Below are 16,766 nucleotides of genomic sequence, written 5' to 3'. Positions count from 1 at the left end.
AGTGTTAGCATTGAATTATTTTTTTTGAGTCATAACATATAGGCCGATAAGTGGTCCTATGCCTAAAAATAAGAAAATTAAAGTTGGATTTATTTGGGTAGACAATATAGTTAGCAGCTGTATGCTGATGATACTGATGGCGAAACCAAAACAATTTACGAGCGTTAGTCCTGTTCCTTTTAGTTCGGGAGGAACAGCATTAGCGACTAAACTAGAAAATTGGGGTGAATCTGCAGTAACTGCCATGCCCCAGAGGCTCCATCCTATCAGAAATAATACAGGAGGTAATTTGAAAAGCAAAGGGGAGAGAATACAAAACAGTGCAGAACCTAATAGGGCATAGTAGGCTATTTTAAAACTACCTATTTTCTGAGCCAAGTACCCGCCCAATGCGCAGGAGAGTCCGCCTAAAGCAATGATTACAAAAGTGAGCAGTGGAATTGAAAAGTTACTGCCGTTTAGCGCAGTGTACGTAAATAAGGCTAGTGGCGTAAATGCCCAAAATGCATATAGCTCCCACATATGGCCAAAATACCCAATGGCGGCTGTTCTAAACGCAGGAATTCTGAATAAAGAGATACCTGCTTTTATTTTTATATTGGTACTTCTTTTTCTAAATGGGCCGTTAGGAACAAAGAATACCACCACAATTCCTCCAACTACAGCAAGCACTGAAGTGATAATTAAGACGGTATCAGAATTGCTATTGAGCTCTAATCCTTGTAAGAGGTAAGGAAAGGAGGTTCCTAGAACTAGAGCTCCTACTAAAAAACCTAAGGCTTTACCTAGTCCGTTTTCATAATAATCTGCTGCAATTTTCATCCCGATTGGGTAAATGCCAGCAAGAAAAAAGCCCGTCCCAAAACGCGCAAAAAGCAAATGCCATTTGGAGAGTTCAGCCACTAGAAGGCTTAAATTGCAAGCAGCAGCGAATAGTGCGCAGATAAAAAATATTTTGGAAGGCGAAAACCGATCAGCAATCATCAAGAACGCAAAGACTAGCGTCCCCGTAATAAAGCCAAACTGAACAGAAGAGAGGACATATCCAATAATCTCTGGCCCTAATCCTGTTTTCAGTGCAATGTCATCTACAATAGCGTTGCCTGCAAACCATAAGGATGTGCAGGCAAATTGTGCTAGTATTAGTACGGGTAAAATATGCGGTTTATGCGTCAAGAGTCATGATTTGATCTTTTTAGTCGTTGAAAACTTAAAAACTAATCTATAAATCGTTTTAATAATTTACGAACATCTTTAGTACCGTCTACATAATATTTTGCAGATGTTTTCTGGAGTCCCACTTTTACCGTTACAGCAGTTTTTGGAAGCTCTTGGAACATAAATTCATCGGTCCAATCATCGCCAATAGCAAAAACAAAATCGTAGTCGTTTTTACCATACATACGCATTGCGGCACGGCCTTTATTTACGTTGCTGCTTTTTATTTCCATAACCTTATTCCCGTTTAAAACACTAAGGTCATCATTGGCAATTAGACTAGTTAATACCGTATTTAATTCCGAAGCTCTTTTTTGACCAAAATCAGGATCTGTTTTGCGGTAGTGCCAAGCTAAGGAGTAGTTTTTTTCTTCAATAAAACTACCCGGAGTTCTGTCTACGAACGATTCTAATACTGGAAGTATTTTTTCCATCCAGTCTTTCTTTACATTCTCTAACATGCTAAATTCTGCTCCGTTTTCAGAAATCCATACTCCATGTTCTACAATCATATTGTATTTTTTAGGTAAGAACCATTTGGTAAAAGTTTCTTTATCTCGACCACTGATAAGGTACATGTCTGTATTTTCTTGTGATGAAATAGCATCTAATAAATCATACAATTCTTCATCCGGACTCGCTTTTTGCGGATTGTTATGGAAGCCAGCTAAAGTACCATCATAATCTATAAACAGTAACCTTCTTTTTGAAGTTTTATAATCATCAGTAATTTTATCCAATAATTGTGCTGAGAGCTTTCTAGACACATAGCTACGGCTGTTTTCTTTTTGATCTGTTAAGGAGCTCATGAAATCATTAGCCCATCGTTCTACATTATACCGCTCTAATCGTTTTTGTAAAACATCATTACGTTCTTGCTGCTCTTCTTTAGGCATTTGAATTGCTTGATGGATGGTATCTGCAATCTGCTCAAAATTATTAGGGTTAATTAATAATGATTCATTCATTTCATTGGCGGCGCCTGCCATTTCACTCAAAATAAGCACTCCTGTTTTGTCTGTTCTTGTGGCTACATATTCTTTGGCCACAAGGTTCATACCATCACGAATAGGAGTAAGCCAAGCAATATCACTAGAGGTATATAAATCTATTAAGTTTTCAAAAGGCATAGACCTGTAGAAATACCAAATAGGTGTCCAACTTACGGTAGAGAATTCTCCATTAATTCTACCTACAAGCTCATCTACCTCTCTTTTTAAAAGTTGGTATTGTGGTACATTACTTCTAGAAGGCACAGCCAAAATAATTAAACGTACTTTTTCCTTGTATTGTGGGTATTTCGTTAAGAAATATTCAAAAGCATTTAAACGTTTCGCAATTCCTTTAGTATAGTCTAAACGGTCTATGGAAAGAATAAATTTGGCATCTGGGGCAGATTCCTTATGGTTATTTAAACGTTGCTGTAATTCAGATTGCTCTGCTTTTGAACGTTGTTGGTGTTCTAGTGCAGCATCACTAAATTTCTTATAATCAATTCCCATCGGGAAAGAATCTACTTTTATAATACGGTCTTCTAGGTAGATATCATTAAAACTTACATCTAAACCAAGAATACGACGTACAGAACTTAAAAAATGACGTTCATAATCATAGGTATGGAAGCCTATTAAGTCAGAACCTAATAATCCCTCTAATACTTCTTTACGCCATGGTAAGGTTCTAAATATTTCAAATGAAGGAAACGGAATGTGTAAAAAGAAACCAATAGAAATGTTTGGTAATTTTTCACGCACCATTTGCGGAACCAACATCAATTGATAATCATGTACCCATATCGTATCATCATCATCTGCTTTTGCTACAATGGCATCGGCAAATTTCTGATTTACTTTTTTATAGGTCTCCCAGCTTTCTATTTCAAATTCTGAATATTCTAAAAAATAATGGAATAGAGGCCAAACGGTTCTATTACTAAATCCGTAATAAAAGCCATCTACTTCTTGTTGGGATAGATTTACTTTTGATGATCCATGTTTTGACAGTGCATCATCAATATCACCTACTAAGTTTTCAGGGATTTCTTCGTCGGTTAAACCACTCCATCCAATCCAAAGGCTATCTCCACCAGAGTGCACAGATTTCATTCCAGTAGCCAATCCACCCACGCTTGGTATTGCAGTTATGCCTCCATTATGAATTTGTAATTGTATCGGTAGTCTGTTTGAGATTATGATAGTTTTGCCCATTATTCGGTTGTTTTTACAGTTTTTTAGAATTAATTTCTCTAAATTTCGTGAAAAAGAAGGGTAATGACAATTTTATTAACCTTTTGAGTTAGCAATTTATTGATATGGATAATTTAGACTACGGAATAATAGGAAATTGTAGGAGTGCAGCATTAGTTTCTAAGAATGGTTCAATGGACTGGTGTTGTTTGCCAGAATTTGATTCGTCTTCGGTGTTTGCAAAGCTATTGGATGAAGAAATAGGAGGGAGCTTTGGTTTTGAAGTTGAAGATACGTATGAGATACAACAGTTCTATGATGCTGAAACGGCAATATTAATTACCAAATTTACAGAAGGAGAAGAAAACTGTTTTGAAATTCATGACTTTATGCCAAGGTTTCATAAAGAGGATGATACGTTTTTTGCACCACCAGAAGTTTCGCGTTTCGTGAAACTTGTAGCAGGAAAACCAAAATTTAAAGTGGTTTACAACCCTAAATTGGAATATGCACAAGGCAAAACAGAATCTTTTATAAAGAAAGATTTTATAGCGAGTTTAACGCACGAAGTTAAGTTTGATACGGTATTCTTATACACTTCTTTTGATAAAGAGAAGGTATTGAATGGTGCAGAAATTACACTAGAAGAAAATGGTTTTTTTCTACTAGCTTATAACGAGAAAATATTCTTACCGACGACGGAAAAAGTGTTTTTAAACTTAGAACGTACGCGCATTTATTGGATGGATTGGTCTCAGAAAACGCCCACCTATAAGAAGTTTGATAAAGAAATTAAACGTAGTGCACTTACTTTGAAATTATTAAGTTATGATAAGACAGGAGCTGTTTTAGCAGCCGCTACAACATCACTTCCAGAGACCATTGGAGAAGTTCGTAATTGGGATTACCGTTTCTGTTGGATACGTGATGCATCTATGGTGATCAAAGTGGTTTCAGATCTTGGACATAAGAATGTAGCGAAACGTTACTTGCAGTTCATCATTGATTTGATTCCAGATAAGGATGAGAAGTTACAGATCATGTACGGTATTAATCGTGAGAAAAAGCTAACAGAGCAAACCTTAGAGCATTTAAGTGGTTACAAAGGCTCTAAACCTGTAAGAGTAGGTAATGCAGCTTACGAGCAAGTACAGAATGATATTTATGGGATCCTGATGGACGTGATCTACGAATTGATCAACCAGTTCAGTATAGGAATCCAAAACGGCGAAGAGCTTTGGGGGATTACCAAAGGAATTGTTTGGATTGTAGAAAAGCATTGGCAAGAACCAGATAAGGGTATTTGGGAATTTCGTTCAGAAGACCGGCACTTTACTTTTTCAAAAGTACTTTGTTGGACGGCTATAGATAGAGCTATAAAAGTAGCAGAGCTTTTAGATAAAAAACATAAAATTGAAAAGTGGAGGCCTCTAGAGCAAAAAATTAAGAAGGACATCATGGAAAATGCTTGGAATGAAGAAAAGCAAGCATTTACACAATCGTATGGTTCTTCAGATATGGATGCTTCTGTATTACTTATGGAGTCTTACGGATTTATTGAAGCCAAAGATCCAAAATTTGTGAGTACGGTATTGGCCGTAGAAAAAGACTTATGTAATGATGGCTTGTTATACCGTTATAAGAATGAGGACGATTTTGGTGAGCCTTCTTCTTCATTTACCATCTGTACCTTCTGGTTCATCAATAGCTTATTTAAAATAGGCCAGGAAGAAAAGGCACTGCATCATTTTGAGCAATTGTTAAGTTATAGCAACCACCTTGGCTTATTTAGTGAGGATGTAGATTTTAAAACAAAACGCTTATTAGGGAATTTCCCGCAAGCATATTCACACTTAGCATTGATAGAATGTGCTATTAACTTCTCTAACAAGGCTTCTGAAGAAAATGTTTTAGAGTCTATGAGAGAGTAATAGAATTATATTTAATTTGTATTTAGAACTAGTTTTCAATACTGAACTTTCAGTAAAGAAAGCTAGTTTTTTTATTTATACAAAAGCTGTAGCTTTAAGAATGCTTCCTTAAAGCTCCTTAGGGTTCATCTGAAGTATCAGGCAGTTCTAACCGCAGCGCCAAACTATTTCGTCTTGTGAAAAAAAACTAGCGCGTAAGTTGCTCCCAATATACTAAAAATAAAAAAACCGCTCTATTAAGAGCGGTTCTTCCTTCTGCGTTTAAAACAAATAATAATCAGAATTAGTCAAAGGTATAACCATTGTCTGCAGCTACTTTATCCGCAATTTGCGTGCGTAAAGCTACTACATTAGGGTTATTGGTATATTTTGTAAAACGCTTAAGGCCCATTAACATCATACGTTGCTCGTCACCTTCAGCAAAAGAAACAATAGCTTCTTTTCCTTTTTGGATAACAGTATCTACAGCAGTGTATAAGTATAATTTAGACATCGCAATTTGTGTAGCTTGTTCTGCTTCACCAAATCGTTTTACGTTTTTCTCAGTTCTTAGTATAGTAGACTCTGCCATGTATATTTCAATTAATATATCAGAAGCAGACATCATCAGTTGTTGATGGTTTTCTAATTCAGCACCGTATTTTTGCACAGCAGAACCAGCTACCATTAAAAATACTTTTTTCAATTTAGCCACCAAATCTTTTTCCTCAGCAAAAAGCTCAGAAAAATCTGGTGTTTCAAAAGAAGGGATACCCATTAATTCTTCACCAACTTTAGTTGCAGGACCTAAAAGATCTACATGACCTTTCATTGCTTTTTTAACAAGCATACCCACCGCTAACATACGGTTAATTTCATTGGTACCTTCATATATACGAGCAATACGAGAATCTCTCCAGGCAGATTCCATGGGTGTATCAGCACTAAAGCCCATACCTCCAAAAATCTGAATACCTTCATCCGTAGTACTTTGGCAATCTTCAGATACAGCTACTTTTAAAATAGAGCATTCTATAGCATATTCTTCAACACCTTTTAGTTCTGCTTCTTGATGAGAATTTCCTGCAGCTTCACGCATTGCAATTCTATCTTCAATATTTTTCGCAGCTCTATAAGCAGCAGATTCATCAGCATAAACATTAGTAACCATATTCGCTATTTTAGCTTTTATAGCACCAAAATTCATAATAGGAGTTTTAAACTGAATACGCTCATTGGCATATTTAGTAGCCTCGCCAATAACACGACGTTGTGCATCTAAACAAGCAGCAGCTAATTTAATTCTACCTACGTTAAGGGCATTCATGGCAATTTTGAATCCGTTTCCTCTATCAGAAAGCATATTCTCTACAGGTACCTTAGTTTCATTAAAGAATACTTGACGCGTAGAAGAAGAATGAATACCTAATTTTTTCTCTTCGTCACCTAAAGAAATACCATTACTAGGATCATTTTCCACGATAAATCCTGTGATGTTCTTATCATCACCAATTCTTGCAAAAACAATGAATACACTACAGAAACCTGCATTTGAAATCCACATTTTTTGACCAGAAATACTATAATGTTTACCATCATCAGACAAAACTGCTTTAGTTTTACCAGAGTTAGCATCAGATCCTGCACCTGGCTCTGTAAGGCAATAAGCGCCAAACCACTCACCAGAAGCCAATTTAGGAACGTATTTTTGTTTTTGCTCTTCCGTACCATATAATGTAATTGGCATAGTACCAATACCCGTATGGGCACCAAAAGCAGTACTAAAAGAACCTGTAGCACCAGAGATATAATCACAAACTAACATGGTAGATACAAAGCCCATACCCATTCCTCCATAAGATTCGGGTACAGCAACGCTTAACAATCCAAGTTCACCCGCTTTACGCATGGTCTCTTCTGTATAAGCGTAATCTTTTTTCTCAAAACGTTCCCAATGCGCCCAAAGTTCGCGGTCTACGAATTCTTTGGTGCTATCACGCATCATTTTTTGCTCTTCAGATAAATCTTCAAGCGTAAATATGTCTTCACAGTTGGTTTCTTTTACTAAGAACTGACCGCCACGTAGTATTTCTTTTTCTGCCATTGTTATAATTTTTCCTATCGCCATTTCTTTAAAAAAAGAGAAAAACGATGTTATTTTAAGTTAAGATTTTTATTTTTTTTATTCTCAATCCGGCCTTAATAGAAAGATTGAAATGGGATTTTATTTTAAGAATTCGAAAATTCCTGCAGCGCCTTGGCCAGTACCTACACACATAGTTACCATACCATACTTACCTTGCATATCTCTCTTGCGCATTTCATCAAAGAGTTGCACCGATAGTTTTGCTCCAGTACATCCTAGTGGGTGACCTAGGGCAATAGCACCACCATTAACGTTTACGATATCTTGATTTAATTTCAACTCACGCATTACGGCTAAAGACTGTGAAGCAAATGCTTCATTCAACTCAATCAATTCAATATCTTCTTGTTTTAATCCGGCTTGCTTTAATGCTTTCGGAATTGCTTTTACAGGACCGATACCCATGATACGTGGCTCAACACCTGCCGCAGCATAATTTACCAAACGAGCTATAGGTTCAAGGTTTAATTCTTTAACCATCTCTTCACTCATTACCATTACAAAAGCAGCACCATCACTCATTTGAGATGAGTTACCAGCAGTAACACTACCACCAGCAGCAAAAACAGCTCTTAAACCAGCTAAAGCTTCTTTACTTGTTCCTTTTCTAGGACCTTCGTCTTTAGTGACCGTATATTTTTTAGTTGCTTTTTTTCCATTTTCGTCCACGTAGATTTGCTCTACATCAATAGGAACAATTTGGTCTTGAAAACGATTTTCTGCTTGCGCTTTTAAAGCTTTCATATGAGAATGGTAAGCAAACTCATCTTGATCTTCACGAGATACTTTAAATTGTTTGGCTACGGCTTCTGCAGTATTTCCCATTCCCCAGTAGTAATCTTCATGACCAGATTTAACGAGGTCATAATTTAATTCTGGTTTGTTTCCCGTCATAGGAACAGAGCTCATGCTTTCTGCACCACCTGCGATGATACAGTCTGCCATTCCTGCCTGGATTTTTGCAGTTGCAATACCAATAGTTTCAATACCAGAAGAACAAAAACGGTTTACCGTTACTCCAGGAACATCCACCACGTCTAATCCCATTAAAGAAATTAAACGGGCCATGTTAAGTCCTTGAGAACCTTCTGGCATTGCATTCCCTACGATAACATCGTCAATTCTTTTTTTATCTAATTGCGGCAGCTCCTTCATCATATACTGAATGGTCTCTGCGGCTAATTCATCTGTTCTTTTGAATCGGAAGACCCCTTTTGGAGCTTTACCGACTGCTGTTCTATATGCTTTTACTATATATGCTGTTTTCATTTTTCTAGTTTCTTAAAGGTTTCCCAGTTTTCAACATGTGCTGAATTCTTTCTAATGTTTTACGTTCTGTACAAAGAGATAAAAATGCTTCACGCTCTAGATCCAACAAATATTGCTCCGTAACTAGTGTAGGTTCCGATAAATCTCCACCAGCCATAACATAAGCTAATTTGTTAGCAATCTTTTTGTCGTGCTCACTGATGTAGTTACTATCTTCCATAGAATCTGTACCTACTAAGAACATTCCTAAAGCTTGTTTTCCTAAAACTTTAATGTCTTTACGTTTTACCGGTTGCGTGTATCCAGCCTCTGCCATTAATTTAGCATGCGCTTTAGCTGTAGCAATTTGTCGGTCTTTATTAACAACAACAATATCTTTCCCTTTTTGTAAGATGCCTAAATCAAAGGCTTCATAGGCTGAGGTAGAAACCTTAGCCATACCAATAGTTAAGAAGTATTCTTGAAGCACGTTAAGCTCTACATCATTCTTATGAAATTGGTCTTGTGCTCTAACCGCAAACTCTTTAGAACCACCCCCGCCAGGGATGACACCAACACCAAATTCTACTAATCCAATATAAGTTTCTGCTGCAGCGACTACTTTATCTGCATGAAGTGAAAGCTCACAACCACCCCCTAGTGCCATTCCATGCGGAGCAGCTACAGTTGGTATCGCAGAATAACGCATGCGCATCATCGTATCTTGGAACATTTTAATAGCCATGTTCAACTCGTCATACTCTTGCTCTACGGCCATCATAAAAATCATTCCGATGTTTGCACCCACAGAGAAATTTGGCGCTTGATTACCAACGACTAAACCTTGGAAGTCTTTTTCAGCAAGGTCAATAGCCTTATTTAAACCGGCTAAAACATCACCACCAATGGTATTCATTTTAGATTGGAATTCTACATTCAAGATTCCATCTCCTAAATCTTCAACCACAACACCGCTGTTTTTGAAAACTTCTTTAGATTTTCTAATGTTGTCTAAAATGATAAACGAATCTTGACCTGGAATTTTTTCAATAGATTTCTTCGGGATATCATAGAAATAAGTAGCTCCGTCTTTAACAGCGTAGAACGATTTTGTTCCACTGGCTAACATATCATTGACCCAAGTAGCAGGAGTTTCTCCTTCTACCTTCATTATTTCAAGTCCTTTTTCAATGCCTATAGCATCCCAAATTTGGAAAGGTCCGTGTTCCCATCCAAATCCAGCTTTCATTGCATCATCAATCTTATAAAGCTCATCTGTAATTTCTGGAATTCTATGCGATACATACGCAAATAATGCAGCAAAACTCTTTCTGTAGAATTCACCAGCTTTATCTTTTCCAGCAACTAATACTTTAAATCGGTCAGCAACCTTATCAATAGTCCTTGTTAATTCTAAAGTGGCAAAACTCGCTCTCTTACTAGAACGATACTCCATGGTATCTAAATCTAGCGTTAAGATCTCTGTTTTTCCTTTAGCATCTTTTGATTTTTTGTAAAAACCTTGCCCTGTTTTACTTCCCAGCCATTTATTTTCCATCATAGTATTGATGAAGGCTGGTAATTTAAATAGGTCTAATTTTTCATCGTCTTTGCAATTCTCAGCAATTCCGTTTGCCACATGAACCAACGTATCTAAACCTACTACATCAACAGTTCTGAAGGTAGCAGATTTAGGACGGCCAATTACGGGGCCCGTTAATTTATCTACTTCTTCCACAGTCATTCCTAACTCTTTTACCATATGGAAAAGACTCTGAATGCTAAAAATACCAATTCTGTTTCCAATAAAAGCAGGAGTATCTTTAGCAACAACTGAAGTTTTACCTAAAAACTGTTCCCCATATCCATTTAAAAAGTCTAATACTTCAGGTGAAGTTTTAGGACCAGGAATTATTTCAAAAAGTTTTAAGTATCGTGCAGGGTTAAAAAAGTGCGTTCCACAGAAATGTTTCTGGAAATCTTCACTACGCCCTTCACTCATGAATTTTATAGGAATACCAGAGGTGTTTGAGGTAATCAAAGTACCTGGTGTTCTATGTTTTTCTAAATTTTCAAAGACTATCTTTTTAATGTCAAGTCGTTCTACCACCACTTCAATAATCCAATCTACCTTAGAAACTTTAGCAATATCATCTTCAAGGTTTCCTGTTGTGATACGATCAGCAAATTTCTGATTATAAATTGGTGACGGTTTAGATTTTAATGCTGCGGTTAATGAGTCATTTACCAATCTATTGCGAACCACTTTATCTTCAAGCGTAAAGCCTTTAGCTTTTTCTTTCTCATTTAGTTCTCTAGGGACAATATCTAGTAATAATACTTCAACTCCGATATTAGCAAAATGACATGCTATGCCACTTCCCATAATTCCAGAACCAACAACGGCTACTTTCTTAATGTGTTTATTCATCGAATTCATTACGATTAAATTGTTTTTGAATCTTTAGTGTAAATTTTCTTATCTATAACCAACTTATTAATGGTATCCATAACTTCAAAAAAACCATTTAAGTGATCTTCCTGAACGTTGTCTTTAACTACTTCATTAAAACGAAGTACAACATTTTTTGAATCCACTCTTTTTTCTAGGCCAAATGGTGTTAGGTGAATTAAAACACCTCTTCCATCATTAGGATTTGGTTTTCTAATAATCAAGCCTTTTTCTTCCATACTTTTTAGTATTCTAGAAAGGCTCGTTGCTTCCATGCCCATTTTAGGACCTAGTGCAGTAGAAGGGGTGCCTGTTTTTGGATCAATACTTAATAAAGTGAAACCTACCGCCATGGTGGTCTCAAAATTTTTAGCCTCTTCATTATACATTCTGGCAACTGCTTGCCAAGTGGCTCTTAAAGCATAATCTATTGTAAGCTCCTTCATACATTATTTATAGAACTCAAATATAGTAAAATTTATTATGCATGCATAATAAATTTGTGGAAATTTTTTGATGTTGATTGTTAATTCTTTAAACTACAATCTAAGATAATGTATTACACTAAGGTTTTAACGTACTGTAGACTAATTAATTATAAAAGCAGCTCGGTTTTTGTAAGAAATTTTCTACTCATAACAACAGGGTGGTAGGTTTAGAATGCATTGGGTCCGTTGAGCCTGTATTTTTGCAAAAAAAATAAATTTATGATGGAGTGGTGGTGAAATAAAAATTTTACTATCTAGGTTTTAGTATAGGTTCTAAAAAGTGTAATAAGGTAGCTTGATTGTAGAATGAAGGGTAAAAATAAAAATGCCAATACAATCTGCGTTTTAACTGCATATCGTATTGGCATTGTTTTTTAGAACTTATAAAAATGATTAATGTCCGTAAATGTCATTGTATAATTCTACGTATTTCTCTTTTACAATCTTACGACGTAATTTTAGGGTAGGGGTCAGATGTCCGTTTTCAACACTCCATGCATCTGGTGTTAATCGGAATTGTTTCACCGTTTCCCATTTTGCAAAGTTTGTATTGGCATCATCTACTTCTTCTTGAATTCTAGCAATAACCTTTTCATTTTTAACAAGGTCTTCATTACTTGTGATGGTGACATTGTGAATCTTAGCCCAATTTTTAACAAAATCAAAATCGGGTTGAATAAATGCGGCAGGCATTTTCTCACCTTCTCCAATCACCATAATTTGGTCTATAAATCTAGATTGCTTAAATCTGTTTTCTAACAATTGAGGCGCTACATATTTACCGCCCGATGTTTTAAACATTTCTTTTTTACGATCAGTGATTTTTAAAAACCCTTCTGCATCTATCTCTCCAATATCTCCGGTATGGAAATAGCCATTGATGATTACTTCTTTAGTTTTAGCCTCATCTTTAAAGTACCCTAGCATTACTTGTGGCCCTTTAATACAAATTTCACCATCACTTTCGATCTTAACTTCAGTTCTGTCAATTGGTTTTCCAACAGTACCTATTTTAAAACCGCCATTACGCATATCATTAACCGAAACTACTGGTGATGTCTCTGTTAAGCCGTAGCCTTCCATCACACCAAAATCTGCAGCATTAAAAATGCGCGCTAATCTAGGTTGTAGTGCAGCACTACCAGAAGCCATTACAGACAGCTCCCCACCTAGGGCAGCTTTCCATTTGCTGAAAATTAATTTACGCGCTAAGCTCAGTTTTTGTTCGTACCACCAGCCATTTTGTCCATAAGGCTCATATTGTAAGCCTATATCCACTGCCCAAAAGAATAATTTTTTCTTAATACCTGTTAAGTCAGTTCCTTTGGCAATAATTTTGTCATATACTTTTTCTAACAACCTAGGCACCGCCGTCATGACATGTGGTTTTACTTCCTGAGCATATTCACTTATTTGATCAATAGGAGCGTAGTAAATAGCACAGCCACAATATTGGTATAAATAAATGAGCATGCGCTCATACACATGGCATAAAGGTAAAAAGCTTAAGGCTCTTGATGCTCCTACTTCTATTGGAATCCGTTGAAAACTTCCAAGCGCATTGCTTACAATGTTCTCATGAGAAAGCATAACACCTTTTGGTCTTCCTGTGGTACCAGAAGTGTATATTAAAGTAGCTAAATCTGTGGTTTTAACCGCATTTTTTAAATCATCTACTTCATTTTGATTTGAAGTATCTTTTCCTAAATCTAAAACTTCTGACCAATTTTTGCAGTCACCTAGCGTATCAAAAGAGAAGACATCAATTAAGTTAGGCACCTCATGTCTAATCGCTTTAATTTTTTCATACACCTCTGAGCAAGAAACAAAACAGTAGCTTGCTTCTGAATGATTTAAAACATACGCATAATCTTCTTCCGATATTGTTGGGTATATAGGAACATTTTGCGCTCCTAATTGGAGTATGCCAATATCCATAATATTCCACTCGGTCCTATTCGAGGAAGAAATAAGAGCAATTTTGTCATTTGGTTTTACGCCCAAGCGTAATAAAGCTCTACTTATCGTATTTGCTTTGTCTATATACTCTTCTGTTGATGTCGCAACCCATTTCCCATCAGTTTTAGTAACTAGTGCCTTTTCAAGGTTGTATTTTTCTAGTTGATAATAAGGAAAATCAAAGAGTCGGGTTATGTTTTGCATAGGTTTAATCTGAATTTGTATTGCAAAATAAGAAAAAAACCGACTTTAAAACTGAGAATCACATAAATATTAACGTTTCTACCATCAAATTCGTTAAAATGATTTTATGCTTCTGATAAAATTATTTTTTCCAGTCATCTACAATAAACTGCAATTTAACTAGTTATAAGTACTATTAAATCAAATGTAGGAAAAATCCTTCGATTATTTTGTATTTTTGTTTTAATCAGTACCAAAACTAAAATCGATGAAAAAAAACTACTCCAATCTTAATTGTACTATTCTTATCCTACTAATCCTCTGTAATTTTACTTTTATAAAAGCGCAATCCGAGCCTTTTGAATGTGATTTTAATGCGTATTTATTTCAATATAACGATATCTATGCGGTCGATTTAGCTTCTGGAGGATCATATATTGTAGCAGAAAACGTAACTCCTGGAAGTATTAATGCAGCAGCATATAATTCTGCAGACGGATATTTATGGGGCTATTTGTCATCACCTTCTAAATCAATTGTCCGTATCGGAAAAGATTTTATACCAGAAATTTTTGAGATTCCAGAATTACCAGACACTAAAAATAAGTATGTAGGAGATATTAGTATTGATGGGATTTATTATTTCAAAGCAGGAGGTAGTACCTTTTATGGGATAGATTTAAATCCAGCTTCTGAAACGTACTTAGAATATCTTGGTTCTTTTACTTTAAATAAAAATATTAGTATACATGATTGGGCCTTTAATGCAGTGGATAACAAATTATATGCGGTTGAAAAAGGGTCCAATATTTTGTATAGAATTTCTGTAGCTACAGGAGACGTGGAAGACTTGGGCGTTGTGCCTATACTTTCAGGATTTGACTATACCTATGGAGCGGTATATTTTGATGTAGATGGTAATTTCTATATCTCTGCCAATCAAACGGGCTCTGTGTATAAAATAAACAATGTACATACTATTTCTAACGGTGCTATGGTGTCTAATATATTTGCCTTTGGTCCGGCGAGTGCAAGTAATGATGGTGCACGTTGTCCTACAGCACCTGTACCGCAAGAGGATTGTATAAATGGAGTAGATGATGATGGTGATGGATTGGTAGATTGTGATGATCCTTCTTGTTCAGGAATAAGTTCTTGCCCTACCATTACAACAACATCAGGAGGTAATGATGGAGGATTAGAAAGTAATGACAGACTCTCTAGTTTAATAAATCAGCGAAACTTTAATCGAGCAACAGCTAATTATAAGTTTGATAAAACCACCGCTAAAACCATAAAGAAAGGATTTAATTATAAAAGAAAAGGAGCCTATACCAGTAAAGAAATTCCATTAAATACGTTGGTGCCTTTAGGTATTGTAGGGGAGACTTCTACGATAGAATCTTCGCCAGCAGATTTATTAGCGCTTACAAATGCCTCTGATATTTTCTCTGTTGATTATTTAAAAGAGAGTGAAACCGTTAGTGCTTTAATGGTGATAAAAACGGATGATAATGTGTATGAACACAGTAAGTTTATATGTGATCGTTTTCTAGGCGCCCAATTATTATCGGTGTCTACGATTCAATTACGAGAAAAAGATTTTATTAAGTCAATTATTAAACAAGCCGACGGCAGTATAGAATTTGCTTTGACATTTTCTGCAAGAGTTAACGAGAATGATGAATTTGTAGTAGAATCTCATTGGAATATTGATGCTTATGAGAAGAATACAGCTTATTATAATTTTCAAATATGGTCTAATTCGGTTGACGATTTACTGAAGTTAGGAGATGAAATACTAAACCTTTTGGAGGCTAATAACATAATTATCGATTATAAAGGGTCTACACCACCTCCGGTTTTTGTAAGAAGTGCTAGTTATGCTAATGGTGCTATAAACTTACAGCTTACCAACAATAATAATAGTACGTCTATTACTATGGATGGTGGAATGAAAAAGACAGAAACTAGTGGTACAGATAACTTGAACTTAGCGACAACTATTGCTTCAAGGGTAGAAAGTATTACGGTAGAAACAGGAGCATTGTTTGATTTTGGATTTAGAATACAAAATGCGCAAGGCGATACACCAGATGATCTTTTTGTTGCAGATGCACCTTGGGGTTTAGATGAATCTTCTGACAATACCACCGTAACTGTGTATGATGTGCAGCAGAATGAAACTAGCTATGCACATAGTGGATATAGGATAGAACGGAATGTTCATGCTAAAGGAACGACTGCCAATTATTTAGGTGTTTATCGTGCATTAACACCACGTTTTCAAGCAGTAGATTTGTCTGCTTATGAGAAATTATCTTTTAATGCCTCTGGAACAGGAACTTTAGAAGTTAAAATATTAAAAGGTGATGGCGCTTTTTACACCACAGAACTTCTGCTAAGTGATGAAGATAAAATGTTTACGATTCTTGCTTCAGATTTTAAAAATGAAGCAAATAGTATAGGAAATTTTTCAAACTTAAAAGTGGTACTTTTTAATATGCATTCTACGGATGGAAGTGTTCAGGAAAAAGAAATGACAGTATCCGAGATCGATTTTAATAATAGATCTGCTATAGAAGAAGAAATTATCGTGGAGGAAGAAACGAGCACAAAAGCTTTAATATATCCTAACCCAGTAGAAGCTTCAACTACCTTATATTATACTTCAAGAACAGATGATACCTATACGTTGGAGTTATTTTCTCTAAATGGAATTTTATTAAATAACCATTCGCAAGAAGGAACAAGTGTAGTCGGAAAGAACGAAATTACAATACCTCGTAAAGACTTGAGTCCTGGAATTTATTTTTACAAGTTAGCGAGTAAAGATCAGATATGGAGCGGAAAGATTGTTGTTAAATGATATTGATTGATAATTAATTGCTATGAATAGAAAGGCCATTTAATTTTAGATGGTCTTTTTTATTGCAAATAAAATCAAACTACTCACCAACCTCATATTAATAGATT

Annotated in this window: 9 protein-coding genes; 2 read left to right on the top strand and 7 right to left on the bottom strand. The window is 35.8% G+C overall.

The annotated features are described in order from the left end of the window. Nucleotides 1–15: 15 nt before the first annotated feature. Both M666_RS18300 and M666_RS18295 read right to left on the bottom strand, forming a co-directional pair. Nucleotides 16–1,176 (bottom strand): MFS transporter, encoded by a 1,161-nt coding sequence (locus tag M666_RS18300; RefSeq protein WP_029445716.1) that lies wholly within the window; start codon nt 1,174–1,176, stop codon nt 16–18. 41 nt (nt 1,177–1,217) lie between these two features. Beyond that, nucleotides 1,218–3,425: a bifunctional alpha,alpha-trehalose-phosphate synthase (UDP-forming)/trehalose-phosphatase gene (locus tag M666_RS18295; RefSeq protein WP_029445717.1), complete on the bottom strand. Its 2,208-nt coding sequence runs from the start codon at nt 3,423–3,425 to the stop codon at nt 1,218–1,220. A gap of 104 nt (nt 3,426–3,529) precedes the next feature. Between M666_RS18295 and M666_RS18290 the strand changes: the two genes are divergently transcribed. Beyond that, nucleotides 3,530–5,335, top strand: a complete 1,806-nt coding sequence (locus tag M666_RS18290; protein ID WP_029445718.1) for a glycoside hydrolase family 15 protein — start codon at nt 3,530–3,532, stop codon at nt 5,333–5,335. Nucleotides 5,336–5,618: 283 nt separating this feature from the next. On the opposite strand, the gene M666_RS18285 is transcribed toward M666_RS18290, so the two are convergent. From M666_RS18285 to M666_RS18265, 5 genes are all read right to left on the bottom strand, one after another. Then, the gene (locus M666_RS18285) at nt 5,619–7,418 is read right to left on the bottom strand and encodes an acyl-CoA dehydrogenase FadE (RefSeq protein WP_025614405.1); all 1,800 of its coding nucleotides are present in this window, start codon (nt 7,416–7,418) and stop codon (nt 5,619–5,621) included. A 120-nt stretch (nt 7,419–7,538) separates the two neighbouring features. Beyond that, the gene (locus M666_RS18280; protein WP_025614406.1) at nt 7,539–8,729 is read right to left on the bottom strand and encodes an acetyl-CoA C-acyltransferase; all 1,191 of its coding nucleotides are present in this window, start codon (nt 8,727–8,729) and stop codon (nt 7,539–7,541) included. A 4-nt stretch (nt 8,730–8,733) separates the two neighbouring features. Beyond that, entirely contained in the window at nt 8,734–11,139 is a 2,406-nt protein-coding gene (locus M666_RS18275; RefSeq protein ID WP_029445719.1) for a 3-hydroxyacyl-CoA dehydrogenase/enoyl-CoA hydratase family protein, read from the bottom strand. 14 nt (nt 11,140–11,153) lie between these two features. After that, nucleotides 11,154–11,606 (bottom strand): MarR family winged helix-turn-helix transcriptional regulator, encoded by a 453-nt coding sequence (locus M666_RS18270; protein WP_029445720.1) that lies wholly within the window; start codon nt 11,604–11,606, stop codon nt 11,154–11,156. A gap of 435 nt (nt 11,607–12,041) precedes the next feature. After that, nucleotides 12,042–13,811 (bottom strand): AMP-dependent synthetase/ligase, encoded by a 1,770-nt coding sequence (locus M666_RS18265; protein WP_024479809.1) that lies wholly within the window; start codon nt 13,809–13,811, stop codon nt 12,042–12,044. Between the two features lie 247 nt (nt 13,812–14,058). On the opposite strand from M666_RS18265, the gene M666_RS18260 reads away from it, so the two are divergent. Continuing rightward, on the top strand, nt 14,059–16,659 hold the full coding sequence (locus M666_RS18260) for a T9SS type A sorting domain-containing protein (protein WP_029445721.1): 2,601 nt from the start codon (nt 14,059–14,061) through the stop codon (nt 16,657–16,659). The last annotated feature ends 107 nt before the right edge of the window (nt 16,660–16,766 follow it).

The sequence above is a fragment of the Cellulophaga baltica 18 genome, assembly GCF_000468615.2.
In the GTDB taxonomy this organism is placed as follows: Bacteria; Bacteroidota; Bacteroidia; order Flavobacteriales; family Flavobacteriaceae; genus Cellulophaga; species Cellulophaga baltica.
Note: the sequence above shows the minus strand (reverse complement) of the source record. Positions and strands in the feature narration are given on the sequence as shown.

Excerpts from the sequence above, each read along its gene's own strand:
- M666_RS18260 (WP_029445721.1), top strand. The coding sequence starts at position 14,059 with ATGAAAAAAAACTACTCCAATCTTAATTGTACTATTCTTATCCTACTA.
- M666_RS18280 (WP_025614406.1), bottom strand. The coding sequence starts at position 8,729 with ATGAAAACAGCATATATAGTAAAAGCATATAGAACAGCAGTCGGTAAA.
- M666_RS18285 (WP_025614405.1), bottom strand. The coding sequence starts at position 7,418 with ATGGCAGAAAAAGAAATACTACGTGGCGGTCAGTTCTTAGTAAAAGAA.
- M666_RS18275 (WP_029445719.1), bottom strand. The coding sequence starts at position 11,139 with ATGAATAAACACATTAAGAAAGTAGCCGTTGTTGGTTCTGGAATTATG.
- M666_RS18290 (WP_029445718.1), top strand. The coding sequence starts at position 3,530 with ATGGATAATTTAGACTACGGAATAATAGGAAATTGTAGGAGTGCAGCA.
- M666_RS18270 (WP_029445720.1), bottom strand. The coding sequence starts at position 11,606 with ATGAAGGAGCTTACAATAGATTATGCTTTAAGAGCCACTTGGCAAGCA.
- M666_RS18265 (WP_024479809.1), bottom strand. The coding sequence starts at position 13,811 with ATGCAAAACATAACCCGACTCTTTGATTTTCCTTATTATCAACTAGAA.
- M666_RS18295 (WP_029445717.1), bottom strand. The coding sequence starts at position 3,425 with ATGGGCAAAACTATCATAATCTCAAACAGACTACCGATACAATTACAA.